The organism is Paenarthrobacter sp. NPDC090522, assembly GCF_044769225.1.
Lineage (GTDB): Bacteria > Actinomycetota > Actinomycetes > Actinomycetales > Micrococcaceae > Arthrobacter.
On the sequence record NZ_JBIVXL010000004.1, the window covers coordinates 74,800 to 95,806 of the forward strand.

At 64.2% G+C, this 21,007-nt stretch carries 22 protein-coding genes; 3 read left to right on the top strand and 19 right to left on the bottom strand.

Annotated elements, in window-relative coordinates; all coding sequences use genetic code 11:
- Positions 1-273: 273 nt before the first annotated feature.
- The 4 genes from ACIQT2_RS05930 to ACIQT2_RS05945 form a co-directional block, all read right to left on the bottom strand.
- A complete protein-coding gene (locus ACIQT2_RS05930) occupies positions 274-1,908 on the bottom strand; it encodes a LuxR C-terminal-related transcriptional regulator (protein WP_402944514.1) in 1,635 nt (544 codons plus the stop codon).
- A gap of 168 nt (positions 1,909-2,076) precedes the next feature.
- A complete protein-coding gene (groL, locus tag ACIQT2_RS05935; protein ID WP_402944515.1) occupies positions 2,077-3,690 on the bottom strand; it encodes a chaperonin GroEL in 1,614 nt (537 codons plus the stop codon).
- An 86-nt stretch (positions 3,691-3,776) separates the two neighbouring features.
- Entirely contained in the window at positions 3,777-4,073 is a 297-nt protein-coding gene (groES, locus tag ACIQT2_RS05940) for a co-chaperone GroES (RefSeq protein ID WP_018776625.1), read from the bottom strand.
- Between the two features lie 194 nt (positions 4,074-4,267).
- On the bottom strand, positions 4,268-4,690 hold the full coding sequence (locus ACIQT2_RS05945; protein ID WP_400329271.1) for a hypothetical protein: 423 nt from the start codon (positions 4,688-4,690) through the stop codon (positions 4,268-4,270).
- A 67-nt stretch (positions 4,691-4,757) separates the two neighbouring features.
- Here ACIQT2_RS05945 and ACIQT2_RS05950 point away from each other — a divergent pair, with 67 nt between their 5' ends.
- Entirely contained in the window at positions 4,758-5,990 is a 1,233-nt protein-coding gene (locus ACIQT2_RS05950) for an SAM-dependent methyltransferase (protein WP_402944517.1), read from the top strand.
- A 104-nt stretch (positions 5,991-6,094) separates the two neighbouring features.
- Here the strand turns inward: ACIQT2_RS05950 and ACIQT2_RS05955 are convergent, their stop codons facing one another.
- The 8 genes from ACIQT2_RS05955 to ACIQT2_RS05990 all read right to left on the bottom strand — a co-directional run bounded on the left by ACIQT2_RS05955 (position 6,095) and on the right by ACIQT2_RS05990 (position 12,396).
- Complete coding sequence (locus tag ACIQT2_RS05955) at positions 6,095-6,589, bottom strand: hypothetical protein (RefSeq protein WP_402944519.1); 495 nt, start codon at positions 6,587-6,589, stop codon at positions 6,095-6,097.
- Between the two features lie 65 nt (positions 6,590-6,654).
- On the bottom strand, positions 6,655-6,855 hold the full coding sequence (locus tag ACIQT2_RS05960; RefSeq protein WP_402944522.1) for a hypothetical protein: 201 nt from the start codon (positions 6,853-6,855) through the stop codon (positions 6,655-6,657).
- Positions 6,856-7,214: 359 nt separating this feature from the next.
- Positions 7,215-7,595: a hypothetical protein gene (locus tag ACIQT2_RS05965; RefSeq protein ID WP_402944525.1), complete on the bottom strand. Its 381-nt coding sequence runs from the start codon at positions 7,593-7,595 to the stop codon at positions 7,215-7,217.
- A 152-nt stretch (positions 7,596-7,747) separates the two neighbouring features.
- Complete coding sequence (locus ACIQT2_RS05970) at positions 7,748-9,700, bottom strand: alpha/beta hydrolase (RefSeq protein ID WP_402944528.1); 1,953 nt, start codon at positions 9,698-9,700, stop codon at positions 7,748-7,750.
- Between the two features lie 7 nt (positions 9,701-9,707).
- Entirely contained in the window at positions 9,708-10,115 is a 408-nt protein-coding gene (locus ACIQT2_RS05975) for a DUF6507 family protein (protein ID WP_402944530.1), read from the bottom strand.
- Between the two features lie 114 nt (positions 10,116-10,229).
- Positions 10,230-11,042, bottom strand: coding sequence for a shikimate 5-dehydrogenase (locus ACIQT2_RS05980; protein ID WP_400329249.1), 813 nt, complete (start codon positions 11,040-11,042; stop codon positions 10,230-10,232).
- A 75-nt stretch (positions 11,043-11,117) separates the two neighbouring features.
- Positions 11,118-11,240: a type B 50S ribosomal protein L36 gene (gene ykgO / locus ACIQT2_RS05985; RefSeq protein ID WP_011693081.1), complete on the bottom strand. Its 123-nt coding sequence runs from the start codon at positions 11,238-11,240 to the stop codon at positions 11,118-11,120.
- A 25-nt stretch (positions 11,241-11,265) separates the two neighbouring features.
- Positions 11,266-12,396 (bottom strand): GTP-binding protein, encoded by a 1,131-nt coding sequence (locus ACIQT2_RS05990; RefSeq protein ID WP_402944532.1) that lies wholly within the window; start codon positions 12,394-12,396, stop codon positions 11,266-11,268.
- Between the two features lie 146 nt (positions 12,397-12,542).
- Here ACIQT2_RS05990 and ACIQT2_RS05995 point away from each other — a divergent pair, with 146 nt between their 5' ends.
- The gene (locus ACIQT2_RS05995; protein ID WP_402944535.1) at positions 12,543-13,694 is read left to right on the top strand and encodes a glutamate--cysteine ligase; all 1,152 of its coding nucleotides are present in this window, start codon (positions 12,543-12,545) and stop codon (positions 13,692-13,694) included.
- Positions 13,695-13,718: 24 nt separating this feature from the next.
- On the opposite strand, the gene tsaD is transcribed toward ACIQT2_RS05995, so the two are convergent.
- The 6 genes from tsaD to ACIQT2_RS06025 form a co-directional block, all read right to left on the bottom strand.
- Positions 13,719-14,837 carry a tRNA (adenosine(37)-N6)-threonylcarbamoyltransferase complex transferase subunit TsaD gene (gene tsaD, locus ACIQT2_RS06000; protein WP_402944538.1) on the bottom strand — a complete coding sequence of 373 codons (1,119 nt, stop codon included), beginning with the start codon at positions 14,835-14,837 and terminating at the stop codon, positions 13,719-13,721.
- The gene (gene rimI / locus ACIQT2_RS06005) at positions 14,834-15,337 is read right to left on the bottom strand and encodes a ribosomal protein S18-alanine N-acetyltransferase (protein ID WP_400329237.1); all 504 of its coding nucleotides are present in this window, start codon (positions 15,335-15,337) and stop codon (positions 14,834-14,836) included. The genes tsaD and rimI overlap by 4 nt, the downstream gene beginning before the upstream one ends.
- Complete coding sequence (gene tsaB, locus ACIQT2_RS06010; protein ID WP_400329234.1) at positions 15,337-16,008, bottom strand: tRNA (adenosine(37)-N6)-threonylcarbamoyltransferase complex dimerization subunit type 1 TsaB; 672 nt, start codon at positions 16,006-16,008, stop codon at positions 15,337-15,339. The genes rimI and tsaB overlap by 1 nt, the downstream gene beginning before the upstream one ends.
- Entirely contained in the window at positions 16,008-16,583 is a 576-nt protein-coding gene (tsaE, locus tag ACIQT2_RS06015; RefSeq protein WP_402944542.1) for a tRNA (adenosine(37)-N6)-threonylcarbamoyltransferase complex ATPase subunit type 1 TsaE, read from the bottom strand. Before tsaE ends, tsaB begins: the two co-directional genes overlap by 1 nt.
- Positions 16,580-17,821, bottom strand: coding sequence for an alanine racemase (gene alr, locus ACIQT2_RS06020; RefSeq protein ID WP_402944544.1), 1,242 nt, complete (start codon positions 17,819-17,821; stop codon positions 16,580-16,582). The genes tsaE and alr overlap by 4 nt, the downstream gene beginning before the upstream one ends.
- Before the next feature lie 63 nt (positions 17,822-17,884).
- Positions 17,885-18,979, bottom strand: coding sequence for a carbohydrate kinase family protein (locus ACIQT2_RS06025; RefSeq protein ID WP_402944545.1), 1,095 nt, complete (start codon positions 18,977-18,979; stop codon positions 17,885-17,887).
- 46 nt (positions 18,980-19,025) lie between these two features.
- Between ACIQT2_RS06025 and ACIQT2_RS06030 the strand changes: the two genes are divergently transcribed.
- Positions 19,026-20,417: a 6-phospho-beta-glucosidase gene (locus ACIQT2_RS06030; RefSeq protein WP_402944548.1), complete on the top strand. Its 1,392-nt coding sequence runs from the start codon at positions 19,026-19,028 to the stop codon at positions 20,415-20,417.
- Here the strand turns inward: ACIQT2_RS06030 and ACIQT2_RS06035 are convergent.
- Entirely contained in the window at positions 20,414-20,932 is a 519-nt protein-coding gene (locus ACIQT2_RS06035; RefSeq protein WP_402944550.1) for a GNAT family N-acetyltransferase, read from the bottom strand. The genes ACIQT2_RS06030 and ACIQT2_RS06035 overlap by 4 nt on opposite strands.
- Positions 20,933-21,007: the final 75 nt, after the last annotated feature.

Sequence of the window (21,007 nt, forward strand, 5' to 3'; positions counted from 1 at the left end):
GTTCGGTGAGAGAGGATCCGCCAGAAAGGAGCGTTCGGTGAGAGAGGATCCGCCAGAAAGGGGCGTTCGGTGAGAGAGCGATCGCCGGAAAGGGGCGTTCGGTGAGAGAGGATCCGCCAGAAAGGAGCGTTCGGTGAGAGAGGATCCGCCAGAAAGGGGCGTTCGGTGAGAGAGCGATCGCCGGAAAGGGGTGGTCGGTGAGAGAGGATCCGCCAGAAAGGGGGCGTTAGGTGAGAGAGTATCCGCCGGAAAGGGGCGTTAGGTGAGAGAGGGTCAGGGGATGAGGTGGTGTTCGAAAGCGTAGGTGGTGGCTGCCGCCCTTGAGGGGACGCCGAGCTTGGCCAGGATGTTGCTGACGTGCCGGGCCACCGTTTTTTCGCTGAGGTAGAGCAGTCTCGCAATGGATTTATTCGAATGCCCCGCCGCGATCAATGCCAGGACCTCGGACTCCCTGGGCGAGAGCAATGATTTGTTTCCGGATTGTCCACCCCGGAGAGCCTGAACCCCGGCCATCGCCGGTGCTGCGCCGAGGTCGGCAAAATCGGCCAAGGCTGCCTCAAATTCCATGGCCGCCGAATCGGCATCCCCCAGTGCGGCACACGCTCTTCCAGCCATGACCCGCGCCGCTGCTGCGTGGAAAGGCGCCTCCAGGGTGTACCACAGCCGCCAAGCCCGCCGGGCCGCTCCAAGGGCGCGCTCCGCTTCCCCTTCTGCCAGCAGGACGGCGGCCTCGGCCTGGGCGGCGAGGGCGACCTCCAAAGGCCGGCTTCGGGGATTCAGCCCGCCGGCCAATTCGTCGACGGCGGTTCTCGCCGCTGCCAGGTCACCGGACTGCAGATCAATCTCGACGACGGCGGGAAGCAGCCTTCGCCGGTTGGCCGGGTCAGCGGCGGCCGCGGCGCGGTGAATGCGTGCCTTCGCCTCTGCTGTCTTGCCGGCCGCGAGCCGAAGCAAGGCAAGGCCCGGTTCCGGTTCGAAGCCTGTCTCCGACGCAATCTTGAAGGCTTGCTCGGCTTCTTCCCACTGGCCACGGAGCCTGAAGACTTCGCCCTCCTGGTACCAGGCACCAAACGTCGCGTCGGGATCGCCTTTGCGGATCCGTCCCTCGGCGGCACGGGCCACGGCCAAAGCTTCGTCCCAGGCACCATGGAGGATCAGCAACTCGGCGCGGAAAGCCTGGCACTGCGCCCCGAACATCACCATGTCAGGGCGTTCCCCACACCACCGCTCCAGTGCGGCCGTCCATTCCTGGGCCCTTCCTACGTCCTGGGCCAACCGGCAACTACCCAGGACGGCGCAGTAGATGATCCCGGTGGGTATGGGTGAAACTTCGCCGGCAGTCACCGAAACCATCACTTCGTCCAGCAACAGGAGGCCCTCTTCGGGGTAGCCCAGCGCCAGCCGGGACGTGCCAAGGCCAAGGCGGCCCATGGCCTGGAGGTCCTTTTCGCCAAGCGACTCCCCAATCTCCAGCGCTCTGTTGAAGAACCCGTAACCCGCTTCGGGATCGCCGCCACGCAGAGTGCCGAGGCCCGTCGGTATGAGCAGGTAGCCCTCGCCGGCAGAAGGATGTCCAAGTCCCTCCACCAGGCGCTTGGCCTTGGCCAGCCACCCGCTTCCCCGCGCGTATTCGCCCATGTCCATCAGGAACATCACCAGCCATGCGGCGCAGCGTGCAGCGCTGTCCGGATCCCCCACGGTCAGATGCTCGTCGTGCGCCCGGCTGAGGTACTCCACCCCGTCACCGTTAAGCCCCAGCAACATGGCAACCGAGGCGAGGAGCTCCATGTCCTGGGGCGGCAGCCCGCCCTCCGAATCGGCGCGGACGAGGCACTCCAAAGCGTCGCTCCAGCGGCGTTCCGTGAAAGCCGAGCGACCCAGGTCCAGGGCAGTGACAGGTGCTGTCATATTTCACTTCTCCGGTGGAAGCGGCACGGTTGGCGTACGCAACCGCCACTTCCAGCGTCAGGTTACCGCCCGCCGTCGTACGCGGACAATAGCCATCCCGAACCCCCCAGAAGGCACAAAGAAACCCCGGCCACGCAGGCGTGACCGGGGTTTCCAGGAGCAGGCAGCTTAGTGCTGGTGGCCTGCGTGTGCGTCTTCTTCCTCTGCCGGCTTCTCGGCAACCAGGGTCTCGGTGGTGAGAACCAGGGCAGCGATCGAAGCGGCGTTGCGGAGAGCGGAGCGGGTGACCTTGACGGGGTCGATCACGCCGGCGGCGATCAGGTCCTCGTATTCACCGGACTTGGCATTGAAACCGTGGTTGGCGTCCAGGTCGGAGACCTTGGAAACCACCACGTATCCGTCGAAGCCGGCGTTCTGGGCGATCCAGCGCAACGGCTGCGTCAGGGCGCGGCGGACGATGCCGACAGCGGCAGCTGCGTCACCCTCGAGAGCCTTGACGGCGGGAGCCTCGTGCAGCGCCTTGAGGGCGTGGATGAGGGCGGAACCACCGCCGGAAACGATGCCTTCTTCAAGGGCGGCACGCGTGGAGGAGACAGCGTCCTCAATGCGGTGCTTCTTTTCCTTGAGCTCAACCTCGGTGGCTGCGCCAACCTTGATCACGCCGATGCCGCCGGCCAGCTTGGCCAGGCGTTCCTGCAGCTTCTCGCGGTCCCAGTCGGAATCCGTGCGGGTGAGCTCAGCGCGGAGCTGTGCAACGCGGTCGGCTACGTCCTGCTCGGTACCGGCACCGTCCACGATGGTGGTGTTGTCCTTGGTGACCGTGATACGGCGTGCCGTACCCAGGACCTCAAGGCCAACGGTGTCCAGGCTCAGGCCGAGGTCCGGAGACACGACCTGTGCACCGGTGAGGGTGGCGATGTCCTGGAGCATGGCCTTGCGGCGGTCGCCGAAGCCCGGAGCCTTGACGGCCACAACGTTGAGCGTGCCGCGGATACGGTTGACGATCAGGGTGGAGAGGGCTTCGCCTTCGATGTCTTCGGCGATGATGAAGAGCGGCTTGGAAGCCTGGAGGGCCTTCTCCAGCAGCGGCAGGAAGTCCTGCAGCGAGGAGATCTTTCCCTGGTTGATCAGGATCAGCGCGTCTTCGAGGACGGCTTCCTGGCGCTCTGCGTCGGTGACGAAGTACGGGGAAAGGTAGCCCTTGTCGAACTGCATGCCCTCGGTGAGGACCAGTTCGGTCTGCGTGGTGGAGGACTCTTCAATGGTGATGACACCATCCTTGCCCACCTTGCCGAAAGCCTCGGCCAGCAGTTCGCCAACCTCGTCGCTCTGTGCGGAGATCGCTGCGACGTTGGCAACCTGCGTGCCTTCGACTTCGCGGGCGTTCTCCAGCAGGCGGGCGGCGATGGCTTCCACGGAAACCTCGATGCCGCGCTTGATCTCGCCCGGAGCGGCGCCGGCTGCGACGTTGCGCAGGCCTTCCTTGACCAGGGCCTGGGCGAGCACAGTTGCCGTGGTGGTGCCGTCACCGGCAACATCGTTGGTCTTGGTGGCGACTTCCTTGGCCAGCTGTGCGCCAAGGTTCTCGTAGGGGTCGTCCAGCTCAACTTCGCGGGCGATGGTCACGCCGTCGTTGGTGATGGTGGGGGCGCCCCACTTCTTGTCCAGCACCACGTTGCGGCCGCGGGGGCCGAGGGTCACCTTGACGGTGTTGGCGAGCTTGTCGATACCGGCCTCAAGCGACCGGCGGGCAGCGTCGTTAAACGCAAGCTGCTTTGCCATGGTTGTGTCCTTTCAGAACGGAAAACCCGCACCACTGGCGGCTGGAGGATATTCCAACGATGCCTGCGGTGCGGGGTTCCAGGAAGTTACTTGACGACGATCGCGAGGACGTCGCGGGCGGACAGAACGAGGTACTCGCTGCCACCGGTCTTGACTTCGGTTCCACCGTACTTGGAGTAGATAACGACGTCGCCAACGGCTACGTCCACCGGTACGCGGTTGCCATTGTCATCGAAGCGGCCGGGGCCGATTGCAACAACTTCGCCTTCCTGCGGCTTCTCCTGTGCGGAGTCCGGAATGACCAGGCCGGAAGCCGTGGTCTGCTCTGCTTCGAGCGGGCGAACAACAATACGATCCTCAAGAGGCTTAATCGAGACCGACACTCGGATCTCTCCTTTTCATGAGCTGATTCATGGACAAAGAACAAGGGTGCCGAGGCGTGCAACCGTCGTCGCGGTGCCGGTAGCTGCCTGGCGTGGTTAGCACCCACCAAGGGAGAGTGCTAACCAAGACTCTATGTAAGGCGTTAGCACTCGGTCAAGGTGAGTGCCAGCATTTCGTCATGGGTGAACCCGGCTTACTGGTCCCTCAGGTCATCGAGGTCGAAGTCCTCGTCGTCGCCGTCCGCCGCAGAGGCCCCGCGGTTGAGGTACAGAACGATGCCGGCTGCAACGGCGACGACGCCGGAAACCACCAAGCCGATGATCCCGCCTGCGCGGACTCCGCTGTACAGCTCCCGGATGTCGCGGGCCTCGTCGGTTGCGTCATTGACACTCTTGCCCGTCACCGAATAGGCGGCGGCATTGAAGGAGTCCAACGCAAAAATCACTATGAGAAGGCCGACGCAGATCACGGCGATCACGACGCCGGCAATCAAGGCCGGGCGGGCATAGGTGGAGAGGGACCGGCCGGCGGAATGCTCTGCGGCTCCTGGATGGACGGGCTGGTTCCCGTCCGGGCTGTCGGCGTCGGAGGGCTGCGGAGCTGCGGTGTCTTCCATGAAATCAACCCTATCGGGCTGATCGGTCCGGTCTCAGCCCCGGACGCGAAACGTTAAGCTGGATGCCATGCCCAACGCTCCCCAGGAACACCTCGCGCCCTTGCTCACCACCGAAGGATGGGAACTGCTTGGCTCGCTGGGACCCTACCGGGAAGCCGACGCGCTGGCCCTGAACGCCTCGCTGCGCAAGGCCGGGCACTCCCCCGAGCTTGTGGCCGCCGTCCTGACGCAGTCGCGCCTGCGGACCAAGGCCGAGGCCAAGTTCGGCGAGTTCGCCCATCAGATGCTGTTTACCCAGGCGGGCTTGGAACAGGCCACCCGCCTCAATGTTGCAGCCCGGCACGCCGAGCGCTTCGTGAAGGCAGGGATCTCCCACGTTGCTGATCTGGGGTGCGGGTTGGGTGCCGATTCCCTGGCGCTGGCGTCCATGGACGTCAACGTGACCGCGGTGGAGATGGACGAGACGACGGCCGCCTGCGCAACCATCAACCTGATGCCGTTCCCGCATGCCACGGTGGTACATTCCGATGCCACGTCTGTGGACCTCTCCGGGGTGGACGGTGTGTGGCTCGATCCGGCCCGACGGACCACCTCAACCTCTGGAACAAAGCGAATTTGGGACCCCGAGGCATTCTCTCCCCCGCTCTCGTTCGTCGAGGGCCTGGCAGCATCCGGCCGTGCGGTGGGGGTCAAAATGGGTCCGGGCATGCCCCACGATTCCGTCCCGGGCGGCTGTGAGGCCCAGTGGGTTTCCGTGGGCGGTGACGTCACCGAAGTGACCCTGTGGTTCAACGCCGTAGCCCGCCCCGGGGTTCGCCGCGCAGCGCTGGTGATCGGCGCCCAGGGCGCTGCCGAAATCACCAGCGGCGAGGATTTCGATGGCGGTCCGGTGGCCGCCGTCGGCCCCGTGGAAGGGTTCCTGTATGAGCCCGACGGCGCGGTGATCCGAGCGGGCCTCGTGGCCGACATCGCAGAACGGATCGGCGGGCATCTTGTGGACGAACACATTGCCTACATCTGCGCCCCCGAACTCCACGACACCCCCTTTGCCCGCGCCTACCGCGTGCTGGAGGTGATGCCCTACAACGTCAAAGCCCTCAAGGCGTGGGTCAAGGCAAACGGCGTCACCGTGCTGGACATCAAGAAACGCGGCACCGCCGTCACGCCTGAAGAACTCCGGAAACAACTGCTGTCTGGGAAGACGGCCGGGAAGGCCGGCATGGCCAAAACAGCCACGCTGGTGCTCACCAGGATCGGCGAGGAGCGGGTGGTTGTGGTGGTGGAGCCGGTCAGCGTTTAGGCCTGCTCTCCCCGACATCATCAAGACCACCACCGCCATCGCTGCGAAGGCCTTCGAACGCCGCCGAGCCGGCCGGGAGGGTACGGCGAATCCGCGAACCACAACTACGTCGTCTTCTTGTCGGCAGCAGGGTCCAAGGTGCATTCGCTGACTACCTTGATGAAGCTGGTTTCCGATGATGGTGTGAACTGTACGAGCAATCCCCTCGAGCTGCGGGCATTGATCTGAATGCCCGTGGTGTTTCCGCCCATATTGTCGAAGATGTTGCCAATCTTGTAGCCCTTGCTCTCCCAGTGGGCCTTCATCCGTTCCACGGCGGCCCGGGGATCGTCAACGGGGCCACCTTCGATCTGTGTCTGATATGCCCTTCCGTCCTCACGGGCGTGAACCGAGCACGGCGGCGGGAAGAATCCCGCGGTGTGCTTGCGATCCCAAATGGGCCACTCGGCACCGGACTGCTGCACCGTGTCATCAATGGCATCCATGAAGTCCGTAAAGACTTCCTGGGCGCTCCGCTCTCCGGGCCCCGGCTCTCCGCCCTGGCCACCACCCGCTTGGTTTACAGCGCACCCTGACAAGCCCAAACTCACCGTAACCATCACTGCGAAGACCTTCGAACGCCGCCTCATCGGCCGGGCGGGTTTTGCGAATTCACGAACCACAACTACGTCGTCTTCTTGCCGGCAGCCGGGTCCAAGGTGCATTCGCTCTGCACATCTATGAATGAGGTGTTTTTCGACGGGGTAAAAACCAGGACCATGCCCCGAGGAGTCGAGGCGCCGATTTCAATACCGGTAGCGTTGGCGCCCATGTTGTCGAAGACGTTTCCAATCTTGTAGCCCTTGCTCTCCCAATGGGCCTTCATTTGTTCCACCGCGGCTCGGGGATCGCGAACAGGTCCTCCCTCGAGTTGAGTCTGATATGCGCGGCCATCATCCCGAGAATGTACTGAGCAAGGTGGTGGGAAGTATCCTGACGTATCATTGCGGTCCCAGCTCGCCCAGGTTGCCCCTGAATGTTGCACCGTGTCATCAATGGCATCCATAAAGTCCTCGAACACCCCCGACGCGCTCCGCTCGCCTGGCCCCGGTTCGCCGCCCTGACCGCCACTCGCTGGGTTTGCAGCGCACCCTGACATGCCCAAACCCAACACGGCCATCACTGCTAAGACCTTTGAGCACCGCCGGGCAGGCCAGGAGGGTACGGCGAATTCGCGAACCATAACTACGTCGTCTTCTTGGCGGCCGCAGGGTCCAATGTACATTCACCGACAACTTTGATAAACGAAACAGTTTTCGTCGGCGTGAAAATTAGGAGCATGCCCCGCGGAGTCACGGCATGAATCTCAATTCCCGTGGTGTTTGGGCCCCTGTTGTCGAAGACGTGTGTAATCCTGTACCCCTTCGACTCCCAGTGGGCCTTCATGGCTTCCACGGAAGCCTGCGGATCCACGACCGGGCCGCCTTCGATCTGCGTCTGATAGGCCCTGCCATCATCGCGGGCATTCACCGAACACGGTGGCGGAAAGTAGCCGGAAGTGTCGTTGGGATTCCAGTTGGGCCAGGTCGCTCCCGAATGTTGCACCGTGTCGTCCATGGCATCCATGAAGTCCGTGAACACCTCCGCCGCGCTCCGCTGCCCTGGCCCCGGACCCCCGCCTTGGCCACCACCCGCTTGGTTTGCACTGCACCCTGACACCATGAAGCACCCCACCATCACCGATACCAACCACGCTTTGCGGTTGGACTTTGTCGCTGTCATTTGCCTCGTTCCTCCGCAAGTTCCTCAAGAGTCAGGTCACGTTCGATCCACGACCCATTCGAAAAGTACATGCCGCCGTAGCCCGCTTGTGTTTCGCGGCGCAGTGGTAAAAGGTGCTTGATCTGGCCGCCTCGTCCAGTTGAGGTCATGGCGATGTTGCGCGCAGACTCGGTGTCCGGGTCGAGGTAGCCGTGGAGTTCAGTGGCGGCGAACAATGAGTTTCCGCTGCCATTCACTGCCCACCCTTTGGCATCGTGGCCGGTGGTCCGCTTATAGAAGTGGCCGGTGTCCGGATCGTAGCCGCCTTCGGATGAGAAGGTCTTACCCCCAAACCACTCACCAGTTGGATCGAGGCGCCCCTCGCGACCCCGCAGCCCACTCCCCATAATCCCCCAGGGCGCCACCCGGTCTTCGCTCGCCGCGGTCAGATAAACCTCGGCCCCGCCGTCGATGTCTTTAGAAACATGCAGATCCTCTGTAGACCCGACATCCTGCCCTGCAATCCCAGCAGAGCCAAAGAACGTAGCCGTCGCGACCTCATGCGAGATGGTCTTCAAGGCATAAGAGGCCGTAGTGGTCCCATAGGAATGGGCCACAACGTTCAGTTTCATGGCGTTCTCCCCTAATACGGCGCGGGTCTCGCTGAAGCCATCCAACGCCGCGGCCAGCTTCACCCCGCCAGCCTTGGCCAAGTCTGTCGACAACACCTCACCACTCGGCGGAGCCTCGGGAGTGTCATAGCCAACCCAAGAGACAACAGCACGACTCAAGTTCCCGGTCCCCTCGACTGCACGCCCTTGTCCGTCATAGAGGTCCTGTGCCGACTTCGTCCATGATTCCAAGCCGTCAGCCACGGTGGTTTTCATGCCCGGGACATTCCAGGTCACATTGGCTGCTGTGTCCAGGTCCCCGATCGCGATGGCCACCAGTGGCTTGGAATTGTCATCCGGCGTGAAGGACACGATGCTTCGCGGCGGAGCATCCGTCCTGTCGTCGGCAGGAAGGAGTGAATCGTAGATCACCCGCAGCACTGCCTTGTCCCCCTCGCTCGTCCGGGTGTCGTTATATATGGCATCAAGGTTGGCACGGTTCGCCTTCGCCCTGACCGCATATGGGATCCCGTTGAGGTTTCCGATGATCCCGGGCGCCGCGACCAACAACGCCGCCTGTTGTTCGGAGGTCAGCCCGGTCCACCAGCCTTGGACATAGGCAACGGCTGGCTGGGCCTTGAGCCCGTTGCGGAGGTAATCCGTCTCAGCCGAACCGTAGTCCAGCAACTCCCCGGCCGACATGGACTTCAGCAGGGCCAACGTCTCCACAGCACCTTCAGTGCCGCCCCCACCGCTGGCCTCCAACTTTTGCAACCGGAACCTGGTGAAGTCCGCCCGGAACTCCCTCGCCGCTCCGCCGTCGTAATACACCGGAACTGACGGGTCGATCGAATAGATGCGATTGATCTGGCGGGCGCAGTCCTGCTGCGCTTGTTCATGCTGCGAGGCCAGCAACCGCACCCGGCGCTCCAGGTCCGCGGCCCGCAAAGCAAGAGCAGCACCGCCCGACGAAGCCAGCAGGTCACCCGCTTGCTCCATGAACGCCGCCCGCTCCTCATACCGGTCCCGCTCGCGATGAAACTGCCCGATCTCATCCAGCAACAAAGCACGACGCCGGTTCAGGTCCCGGATGTCATCCGCATACGCCATCAACGCCCTATACACCACAGCAAGACCGGCCCGGATCCCCTCACTCTTTTGGGTTACCGGCTTGAACAAGGCCAACAATTCCGGTGCCTCCGGAGCCCGGTACGCATCCGCCATGGCAGACCACTCCGACGCCGCCATTTGCACAATGTTCACGATGCCTTGCGCGTTCTCTGTCAGAGGATTTGCCGCCATCTCCAACGCTTCAGGATCCGGCCATCCGTCCATCGCGGATGCATCAACTTGATACACGACAGCCCTACTTCGCCGGATTCCAGGGGGACATGTCACGTGGGAAATCCCTGGAGTTGGGATTCCAGTAGGACATGTCCAGCGGCAAATCGCCGGGACGCAACACCACGATGCTCCGGGCGTTCGCCAGGGCCGTGGCCGCCATGGTCTCGTCGCACGCCACGTAGGCAGCTACCGCCTCGCGGGTACCACCAAAGATGTTGGCCGTTCGCCGCGCCAGCCCATGGACATCCACCGTGAGTACAGAGTCCTCATAACTCTCCATCGCCGAGTAAACGGGCCCACTCCGCAGTGCGCCACGAATGTCATCACACACATGCCTCAGATTGGCCTGAACGGCCGGGAGCTGTTCCATGCGCTGCTTCGAGGCAGCCACCACCGCCAGAGTCCTGCCCGTATCAATGTCGAACGTCACTGCTGCTCCACCAACTTCGTAAGGAATCTGATTAATCCATCGAAATGATTAATCTCTCACGAAGCGTATACCGACAGCAGACTCTCAGCTGGATCGGACTAGGACATCCGAACGTCAGCGACGGGAGAACTCCGAGGCTTCACGAACCTGTTCCGGCGTTGGCCTGACGCCGGTGTAGAGGACAAACTGCTCCTCGGCTTGGATCGCAATGACCTCCGCTCCCGTAATGACCGGCTTGCCCGCCCTGCGGGCCGCAGCGATGAGAGGCGTTTCCGACGGCAAGGCCACCACATCGAACACCGCCATCGCCGCAGCGATGGCGGAATCGTCGAAGGACTGGGCAGTCTCGTCGGCCCCAGCCATGCCCAGCGGCGTGACGTTGATGATGAGATCGGCGGTGGCTCCGTTGACGTCATCCTGCCATCCGAAGCCGTAGAGTCCAGCGAGCGCCCTGCCCGCGGTTTCGTTACGTGCCACGATGGTCACGTTGGTGAAGCCGGCATCCCGCAAAGCAGCCGCCACGGCCTTGGCCATGCCGCCCGCTCCCCGCAGTAGGACCGAGTGCGCAGTAGGCACTTCATGGTCCTTCAAGAGCCGGGCAATAGCGATGTAGTCGGTGTTGTAAGCAGTCAGCACGCCATCATTGTTGACGATGGTGTTGACGGAGTCGATGGCCTTGGCGGACGGGTCCATCACATCCACCAGCGGGATGACGGCCTCCTTGTAGGGCATGGATACCGCCGCACCGCGAATGGGAAGGCCCCTGATTCCGGCCACGGCGAGGGCAATGTCCGCGGGCGCGAAGGCCTTGTAGACAAAGTTCAGGCCGAGCAGGTCGTAGAGATAGTTGTGGAACCTGGTTCCAATGTTGCTGGGTCGGGCAGCAAGCGAGATGCAGAGGGCCATGTCTTTGTTCAGGATGGGCATGCACCCATTAAACAACTCCAAGGGGCAAGCCGGGAGAATAAGTCATATTTATTTTGCCGGCTTGCCCGCCGGGCATCAGCCCTGCCGAGCCTTCATGCGAGGGTTCTTTTTGTTGATGACAAACGTTCGCCCGCGCCGGCGGACGATCTGCGCTCCAGGGATCTTCTTCAGCGCGCGGAGCGAGTTCCTGACTTTCATGGTTATTCTCCTTGTGTTGTAGGGATCAAAGGGTTTCACTGAGCTCGAAGGGGTCGTTCCATTCCCCCGGATGCAGCGCCATTTCTGCCTCGGTAACCTGGCAATCGTCCAGCAGGCGGCGGATCTCCCCGGGGTCTACGTCCTCCGAGCGTCCAGTGATGGCCAGGACCGTACCGCGGTCACCATGGCGGGGATGCCAGTCGAGGACGGCGTCGACGTCGGCTCCCGGACCTGCGGTACCGGCCGCGTCCGCCAACCAAGGCCCGGTGCTTTCCAGCCACACGCGGGGACCAATGCCCTGGATGGCAATCCGGACCCCCGCCGCGGACGCAATCCATAGGCGACCCCGCATCCAGTGGGTTCCAGCCGCCAGTTGGGGCAAGGCCTCCCGAAAGCGCCCAGGATGGAGCGGCCTGTCCGCCTTGTGCAGGACAGTACTGAAAAGCCCGGGAGCTTCGTCCAGCGGAATGCGCACCGTACCGGGCTTGGTCCGGGCTGTCGCCTCGGCATCGTCATAGCATCCCGGCCTGAACTCATCGGCGGAGCCCACCACAGCGGCATGCGGAGCCAGTTCACCGAGCAATTCAACTCCGGATCCCCAGGCCTCCGAATCCACCCGCGAATCACCCGCGAGCTCGGCCCCCAAGCCCGCCGACAGCATGACGGTGTCCACCTGACCGAATTCGCCAATGAGGAATTCCCCACTGGTGCGGTCATCCTGCGGCATGGACGTGAACCCGGATTCGAACAGGGTATGGCGGTCCCAGACATGGTCTTCCACGTCGGCCGGATCCAAAGCCAGTACCGCATTGTCGATCACCAGCAAGCTCTCCGGGCGTTGACGGAGTTCGGCTACCACCATGCCCGCGGCCACCCCCGGCGGCAGGGCAAGGACCGCGTGGTCGAAGCCGCACGAGGCGAGCCGCTCCGCCGTCGGAATAATGTCCAGCCGCACAGTGCAGCTCAGGCATCCATGCTCGAGGACGGTGGATTCGCGCTCAAAGAGTTGACCATCCCGGTATACGCGACGGAGGACCACGGAGCCATCCAGCAGGTCATGGAAAACGACGGCGGAGTTGCTGTGGGTCCGGCCCAGCCGGGCTGCCGCCACTTCGCGGCAATGACTATCCAGGGAACTGACGATGGAGAGGTGCATGCCATCATTCTAGTTAAGAATCATTCTCATTAGCAATTCATGGTCGGTAACTCCGGCAACTCCGGGCCGGGCCGCTGCACTAGACTTGAGCCGACCGCTGGCGGCCCCGCAGCGGGGAAGCGCGACGAACATAACGAGGGGACTACGTGCAGATTGATTTTGCGCCATCCAGGCAATCGACACTGGGTGTGGAATGGGAGCTGGCGCTCGTCAACGCACGGACAGGGGAACTGGTCTCGGTCGCCAACGATGTCCTGAAGGGCGTCGCCGCCAACCACCCCGACCTCAATGAGGATGACGAACACCCGCACATCAAGCGCGAACTCCTCCTCAACACCGTCGAACTTGTCACTGGGGTCTGCGAAACGGTCAAAGAGGCCAAGGAAGACCTCAGCCGCTCCCTGGCCGCCGTCCGCGAAGTCACCGACACCATGGGTGTGGAGGTGTTCTGCGCAGGCAGCCACCCTTTCAGCCCTCCGCTGCTCCAGCCGGTTACGGACAAGGAACGCTACGCAAAGCTGATTGAGCGCACCCAGTGGTGGGGGCGCCAAATGGTGATCTACGGCGTGCACGTCCACGTGGGCATCGACCGCAAGGACAAGGTCCTGCCCATCCTGGACGGCCTGGTCAATTACTTCCCGCACTTCCAGGCACTGTCCGCGTCCAGCCCCTATTGGGCAGGCGAGGAAACGGGCTACGCCTCCCAGCGCGCCCTGATGTTCCAACAGCTTCCGACGGCGGGACTTCCGTTCCAGTTCGACGCCTGGGAAGGGTACGAGGCCTATGTCCAGGACATGTTTACCACCGGCGTCATCGACGCGATCTCAGAGATTCGCTGGGACATCCGCCCGGTTGCCGCCCTGGGCACCATCGAGATGCGCATTTGCGATGGCCTGGCCACCCTTGAAGAAGTGGGCGCGATCGCAGCGCTGACGCAGTGCCTGGTCCATGAGTTCTCCGGCATCCTCGACGCCGGAGGAACCATCCCCACCATGCCGCCGTGGCACGTCCAGGAAAACAAGTGGCGCGCGGCGCGGTACGGCATGGAAGCAATCATCATCCTCGACGCCGAGGGCAACGAGAAGCTGGTGACCGACCATCTGACCGAAACCCTCGAGCGCCTGGGCCCCATCGCCGCCGAACTCGGCTGCTCCGAGGAACTCGCGGACGTGGCCCGGATCATCGAACGGGGCGCGAGCTACCAGCGCCAGCGCCGCGTGGCAGCCGAGCACAACGGCGACCTCCAGGCTGTGGTGATGGACCTCGTGCAGCAAATGCGCAAAGGACCGGACGCCTAACGTCCCCTCCCAAGCAACCCGGGGCTACGCGGGGACCGACACCGTGGTTACAGGCATGGACGAATCCGGGGCGAAGGACACTCCACTGGGACCAATGCCAGCCATGATGAGCTGCGCACCAAGAGCCGCAACCATGGCACCGTTGTCCGTGCACAGGTTCAAGGGCGGAACGTGGAGCGTGATGCCGGCCGAGGCGCAGCGCTGCCCCGTCAGTTCGCGAAGCCGCGAGTTGGCAGCGACGCCACCGCCCAACAGGAGATCCGTGATGCCGTGTTCCCTGCAGGCCAGCACCGCTTTGGACGTAATGACGTCCACCACGGCTTCCTGGAACGCCGCAGCGATATCAGCCACGGGGACGTCTTCGCCACGGGCTTCGAACTGTTCCACGCAGCGGGCCACAGCGGTCTTCAAGCCACTGAACGACCAGTCGTAGCGGTGCGGGCCTCTCTCTTCGGCGGTTCCCATGTATTTGGGCTGCGTCAGGCCGCGTGGGAAGCGGATGGACTTCGGATTTCCCTGCCGCGCCAGTTTGTCGATGGCGGGACCGCCGGGATAGCCGAGGCCAAGGATACGGGCCACCTTGTCATACGCCTCGCCCGCGGCGTCATCGATGGTGGAGCCCAGGAGCTCTACGTCGTCAGTGATGCTGCGGATCCGCAGGATCTCCGTATGGCCTCCTGAAACCAGGAGTGCGCCGAGGTTCTCCGGCAGTTCCCCGGCACCGAGGCCGGCGGCAGCACCGCCGTCGTTCTTTGCATCCAGCAACCCGACTCCGACGTGGGCCACCAAATGGTTGATCGCGTAGAGCGGCTTGCCGGTAGCAACGGCGAGTGCCTTGGCCGCGCAGACGCCCACCATCAGCGCACCGGCCAGGCCTGGTCCCGAGGTGACGGCGATGGCGTCGATGTCATCGAGGGTCACCCCGGCTTCATGGAGGGATTCCTGCAAAGTGGGCACGAAGGCGTCCAGGTGGGCGCGGGAAGCAATCTCCGGGATGACACCGCCGAACCGCACGTGCTCGTCCATGGACGAGGACACCGTGTTGGTCAGGAGTGTGGTTCCGCGCACGATCCCGACGCCGGTCTCGTCGCAGGATGACTCGATGCCCAGCACCAGCGGCTGCGTGGAAAATGCGGCGCTCACGCGGAGGCTCCTTCGGTTGGGGTGGAGTTGTTCAGCGGCAAGCGCATGATCAGGGCATCCGTGCCGTCGCGGTAGTAGCGGGGACGGATGTGGATCTGCTCGAACCCAAAACGCAGGTACAGCTGTTGGGCACGGGGATTGTCCGCGCGCACCTCCAGCAGGACGTCGGCCGCACGGCGGCGCCGTGCTTCCTCGATCAGTTCGGTGAGGATCGCGGAGCCGATGCCCTTGCCTTCGAATTCAGGAACGACGGCGATCGTCTGGACATCCGCAATGGGCTCGATGCACATCAACCCGGCGTAGGCGATGATCTCACCCGCGGCCTCGGCCACGACGTACCGACGGGTCTCCGGCTGCGAGAGCTCATCGAAGAACATCTGCAGCGGCCAGGCATCCACAGGGAACAGGCGGCGTTCGAGGGCGTCGACGGCAGCGACATCCGCCTCGGTCATGTCCCGCAGGGAGACACCCTCGAGTTCAAGTTGGGGTGAGAGCTTCATCAGAGCGCCCGCTTCCGTGGGCCGGGAACCTGGGCATCGGACTCCCGCAGGTAGAGCGGCGTTGAATCAAGGAGCTCCTGCCCTGCCGTGAGCTTGGCCAAGGCAAATTGTCCCAGCGAAGCGGCGTCCGGTTGCGTTTCCACGAAATCCTCGTTCGCGTTGAGCACCTCTGCGTAGAGCCCGGCACCGGCACCGAAAACGGGGAGGTCCGGGAGGTCGGCGGCGAAGCCCACTTGGGGTCCGTCCACGAGCTCCGGAAGCTGGCCCTCGGCGAGGGTGTAGCGGGCCCAGTACACCTCTTTGCGCCGGGCATCCGTTGCCACGAGGAACTCCGGGACAGCGGCGGTGGATTCCGCGACTTCCAACGCGATCGCGTCGAGGCTCATCAGGCCGTAGAGGGGCTTGTTCCAGACGAAGGCCAGGGTCCGGGCTGTGGCGATACCGGAGCGGAGTCCCGTGAACGGACCCGGGCCCACGCCGGTGACGATCGCGTCGATGTCGGCTCCCGTGACGCCGGCGCCAGCCAGGAGCTTCTCGATTCCCGGGGCAAGGACCTCAGCGTGGCTGCGTGTGTCTTCCGTGGCGAAGGAGTCCACCACGCCTTCCATGGCATCCTCGGAAATCAGGGCGGCACTTGCCACGGCCGAGGTGTCGATGGCCAGGATCAGCATCAGTTGCCCCCTTCGGGAAGTGTGGTTTCAAGGAGTGCCGGGGCTTCCCGCCAGCGTGGGCCGAAGCCGCGGAAGACGATGGTGCGTGGCTCGTCGTCGTCCTCGGTGTCAAAGTCGAGGACCTGACCACCGGGCGCGGCCTCACCGCCAACCGAGCGGTGCAGGTCCACGTCCAGCCGGCTCTCGGACAGGTGCTCCACCCGGTCGCGGCCCCACTCCACCACAGTGACCGAGGTGTCCATGGTGTTTTCAAGGTCGATGTCGTCAATCTCCCCCGACGACTCCAGGCGGTAGGCATCCACATGGACCAGGTCCGGGCCGCCGGGACGCGGACCGTCAGGCAGGTTTGGATGGATCCTGACCAGGACGAATGTGGGTGAGATGATGCCGGACCGCACACCGAGGCCTTCTCCGAGTCCCTGGGTGAAGGTCGTCTTCCCGGCCCCCAGTTCACCAGTCAGGACCAGCAGGTCTCCGGCCTCAAGTACCCCACCGAGCGCTGCGGCGAGCGCGTGGGTCTGATCCGACGTCGTGACTTTGACACTGCGTTCCCAATTTGCCGGCGTGCTGTTCACAGGGCGGCTGCCTTCGATGCCGCTGCGACCTCGGCCGCTGAGGGAACCTCGTTGACGTAGGTCCGGGGAACGCGGGGGCTGATGCGGGTGACGATCTCGTAGTTGATGGTGCCGGCTTCGGCAGCCCAGTCGTCGGCCGTGGGTCCGCCGTCCGTCCCGTCGCCGAACATCACAGCTTCACTGCCCTTGAGTCCGGCAGCTTCCTCTTCCGTGAGGGGTCCAAGGTCAATGACCATCTGGTCCATGGCGATCCGACCCACCACGGGGTAGGTGACCCCGTTCACGCGGACCGGCCCGCCAGTAGCGACACGTGGCACACCATCCGCGTATCCCAGCGGGATCAGCCCAAGCGTGCTTTCGGTGGTGGTGTGGTAGTTCAGTCCGTAGGACACGCCCTGGCCTTCGGGAACTTTCTTGCAGTTGGAAAGAAGTGTCCGGACCGTCATGGCCGGGCGGAGGCCGAGTTCTGCGGAAGTCGCTCCCTGGAATGGCGAGAGACCGTAGACGCCCAGCCCCACGCGGACCAGGTCGAAATGCGAGTCGGGCCGGGACAATGTGGCAGGAGTGTTGGCGATGTGCCGGACTTCGGTGTCCACCCCGGCGTCCTCGGCCATGGCCAGGGCATCGCGGAAGACCGTAAGTTGCTCATCGGTTTCCGGCCGCTGCGGTTCATCGGCAACGGCCAGGTGGGAGAAGATCCCCACCACGCGCAGCAGGCCCTCGTCCTGGTACTCCATGGCCTGGCCCAGGAGCTGGTCCCAGTCGGCGATGGTGCAGCCGTTGCGGCCCAGTCCGGTATCGATTTTGAGGTGCACGCGCGCGGGGCGTTCCTGGTCACGGGCTGCCGCCACTACGGAGTCCAGTTCCCAGCCGGAAATTCCGACGTCGATGCCGGCGGCGACTGCCGCTTGGAAGTTGCTCTCGCGGGTGTGCAGCCAGGCAAGCAAGGGCGCATCGATGCCCGCCGCGCGCAGGGCGAGTGCTTCGGAAATATGGGCAACACCCAACCAGGAGGCCCCGGCTTCAAGGGCGGCACGGGCAACCTGCACCGCTCCGTGTCCATACGCGTCGGCCTTGACGACGGCCATGACGGAGGCGGGCGAAGCGATACCGACGAACTGGCGAACGTTGTGCCGAACAGCTTCGAGGTCGATCACGGCCGAGCGTTCAAGCATTGCCGACTTTGCTATGGAGGGCTTGGACCCGATCCCGATATCTGCTGCTGCTTCGTAAGTCACCCTAGAGATTCTAGTGCTGTGGGTGAACCGGGGTTAACTGCGCTGCGCCCCTGGCATGGCCGGCTACTGCGCGTCGGACAGGTGCGCGATGGTTGCCCGGGCCCGCCGCTGGGCCTCGGCCGGGATGTCACGCACGATCGGCTCAAGGAAAGCGAACCGCCGCAGCCACTGGCTTGACTGGCGCTCCTTCCGCGCGTTGGCCCGCTGCCACCAGTCGGCAATGTCGCCCCAGCCCGGGGCTGCCAGGGAGCCGCCCACCTGCTGTACGGCCAGCGAGGCACAGAGGTTCGCGAACCTCAGGCGGTCCCCCAGCTTCCAACCCGCGAGGCTGCCCACAATGAACGCCGCCCCGAAGCAGTCCCCTGCCCCCGTGGGATCCGAGGCGGAGACGGGCAACGAGGGCACCCATTCCTCCTCGCCGGTCTCGGAATCCACGGCCATGGCCCCCTGCGGCCCGAGCGTCACCACCGCCACGGGAACACGGTCCGCCAACGAATAGAGCGCCGCCCAGGGGTCGGCTTTCCCGGTGAAGGCCATGGCCTCGGGCGCGTTGGGCAAGAACGCGTGGTAATGCTCCAGCTGCTCCAGCCTGCGTTGGGACCATGCGCCGCTGGGGTCCCAGCCCACCACGCCGAAAAGCTTGGTGCCGGCTGTCTTGGCGGCGAGCATCCACGGTTCCAGTTCTTCGCCGAGGTCCGCTACGGCTGCGAGCGCCTTGGGCGGAAGGCCGATGAGTTCCGAGGCGTTCACCGGTGCCGGGTGCCCGTGGGTCACCATGGACCGGTCCTGGTTGACGCACATGGACACCGTCACCGGCGAGTGCCAGCCGGGCACGCGCCGGGACAAGGAGAGATCCACGTGCTCCTGGGTTTCCAGGATCTCCCAGTTGTAGTCGCCGTACCCGTCGTCGCCGAAAGTGGCTGCCAGATTGGTTCGCAGACCCAGGCGGGCCGCAGCGATCGCCTGGTTGGCCACGCCGCCAGGGCAACTGCCCATGCCTTCGCTCCACACTTCGGTGCCGGGTTCGGGTGCGTGCGGAAGGCCCGTGAAGATGATGTCCTGGAAAACCGTTCCGGTGAGCAGGAGATCGCACTGGTTTTCGCCATCGGACCGAACGGAGGCAAGGGGATCATAGCGACGCTGGGGCATGGCATCCATGCACGGCAGACTACGCTGCACGTTCGGGGCTGCATAGACTCGGACCATGCGGCTCATGATCGCCGGCGGCGGCGGATTCCGGGTTCCCCTTGTGTACCGTGCCTTGTGTTCGGGTCCTTTTGCCGGGCTTGTGGACGAGCTGGTCCTCTACGACGTGGATGCCTCACGTTTGGTGGCGATCGAGTCGGTCCTGGCGGCCATGCCGGTACCGGAAGGTTCCCGGCCCGCCGTCGTGATTTCCACGGACCTTGGCCAGGCGCTGGCCGGGACGCGCATGGTGTTCGCGGCGATCCGTCCAGGCGGGACGGCGGGCCGGATGATCGACGAACGCGTGGCTTTGGACCTGGGCGTCCTGGGCCAGGAAACAACCGGAGCGGGCGGCATCTCCTACGCGCTGCGTTCCATCCCCCGGATGCTCGAACTCGCCGAGGCCATGCGGGTGCACTGCCCCGACGCTTGGCTCATCAACTTCACCAATCCCGCCGGGATGGTCACCGAGGCATTGGTGCCCGTACTGGGCAAGCGGGTGATCGGCATCTGCGATTCGGCCGGTGGCCTGGTGAAGCGGGCCGCGGCGGCTGCGGGGACGCCGCTGCCGGACGGGCGGCTCGACGGCGTGGGCTACTACGGGCTGAACCACCTCGGTTGGCTTTACCGGTTGGCGCCGGCAGGAACGGACCTGCTGCCCGGGTTGCTGTCCAGCCACGACGCGCTTGCCTCGATGGAGGAGGGCCGGCTGTTTGGCCAGCACATGCTGGAACTGCTCGGTTGCCTCCCCAACGAGTACCTGTATTACTACTACGAAACGCACCACGCCACGCAGGCCATCCGCAGGCAGTCCGAGACGCGCGGGGCCTCCATCCATGGGCAGCAGGCAGCGCTCTACCCTGGCTTGGCTGGTTCCGCCGATGCGTACGCCCGATGGGACGCTGCCCGGCTGTCCCGCGAGGAGGGCTATTTGGCTGAGTCGCGCGAAGAGGGCGAACAGCGGGACGAGTCGGACTTGGCCGGTGGCGGCTACGAACGGGTGGCTTTGGCGGTGATGCGGGCGCTCTCCGGTTCGTCGTCCGGGGCCACCGAGTTGATACTGAACGTGCCCAACTCCCCCGTGGCGGCCGTCGCCGGGGTGGCCACTGCGAAGGTGGCCGTGCCCGGGTTGCCGGCGGACGCCGTCGTCGAGGTTCCCTGCCAGGTGACGTCCGACGGCGCGTTGCCGCTTGCGCAGGACCGTCCCGGCGGGCAGTTCCTTACCTTGATGCGGCACGTCAAGGAGGTGGAACGGCTCACTATCCAGGCCGTCCGGGAAGGCAGCCGTGAGGCTGCGCTCCAGGCCTTCGCGGCCCATCCCCTGGTGGGTTCGGCGGATCTGGGCCGGCAGCTCCTGGAAGGCTATGAGGACGGTTTCCCTGAGCTGGTGCAGTTATGGGTGGAACACTAGAGCTTCTGATACATGACGTGCAGGCCCACGTAGCCAATCTCAGGGTGGTTGAAGGCCTCGGGAACCGTGGCAAGGATCTTGAAGCCCATGGACTGCCACAGCCACACCGCGCGGACGTTGCTTTCCACCACTGCGTTGAATTGCATGGATCGGAACCCGGCTGCCTTGGCCTCCTTCAGGGAGTAAGCGCACAGTGCCCGCGCAATGCCTTGGCCGGAATGTTGGGCACCCACCATGTAGCCTGCGTTTGCTACGTGGCTGCCGCCGCCGGCCTGGTTGGCATGGAACTCGCCGGTCCCAAGGATTGCACCATCCGCTGAACGCACGGCCACGAAGGATTGCCCGGGGGCTTCCTTCATCCATTTGGCCTTGGCGGTTTCCTCATCGGTGTCCCTGTCCCACGTGAAGGTTTCGCCCTCGCGGATCACCGGTTCCAGGACGGACCAGATGCCCGGCCAGTCATTGTCCGTGGCAGGGCGGATGTCATAGTTGTTTTCTTGGCTCACAGCGGACACGGTAGCAGCCTTGTGGGTTCCGGGCAGGAGTAGTGTTTTCTGCAGGGAAAGCCGGTTTTGCGATGAAGGGCAGGA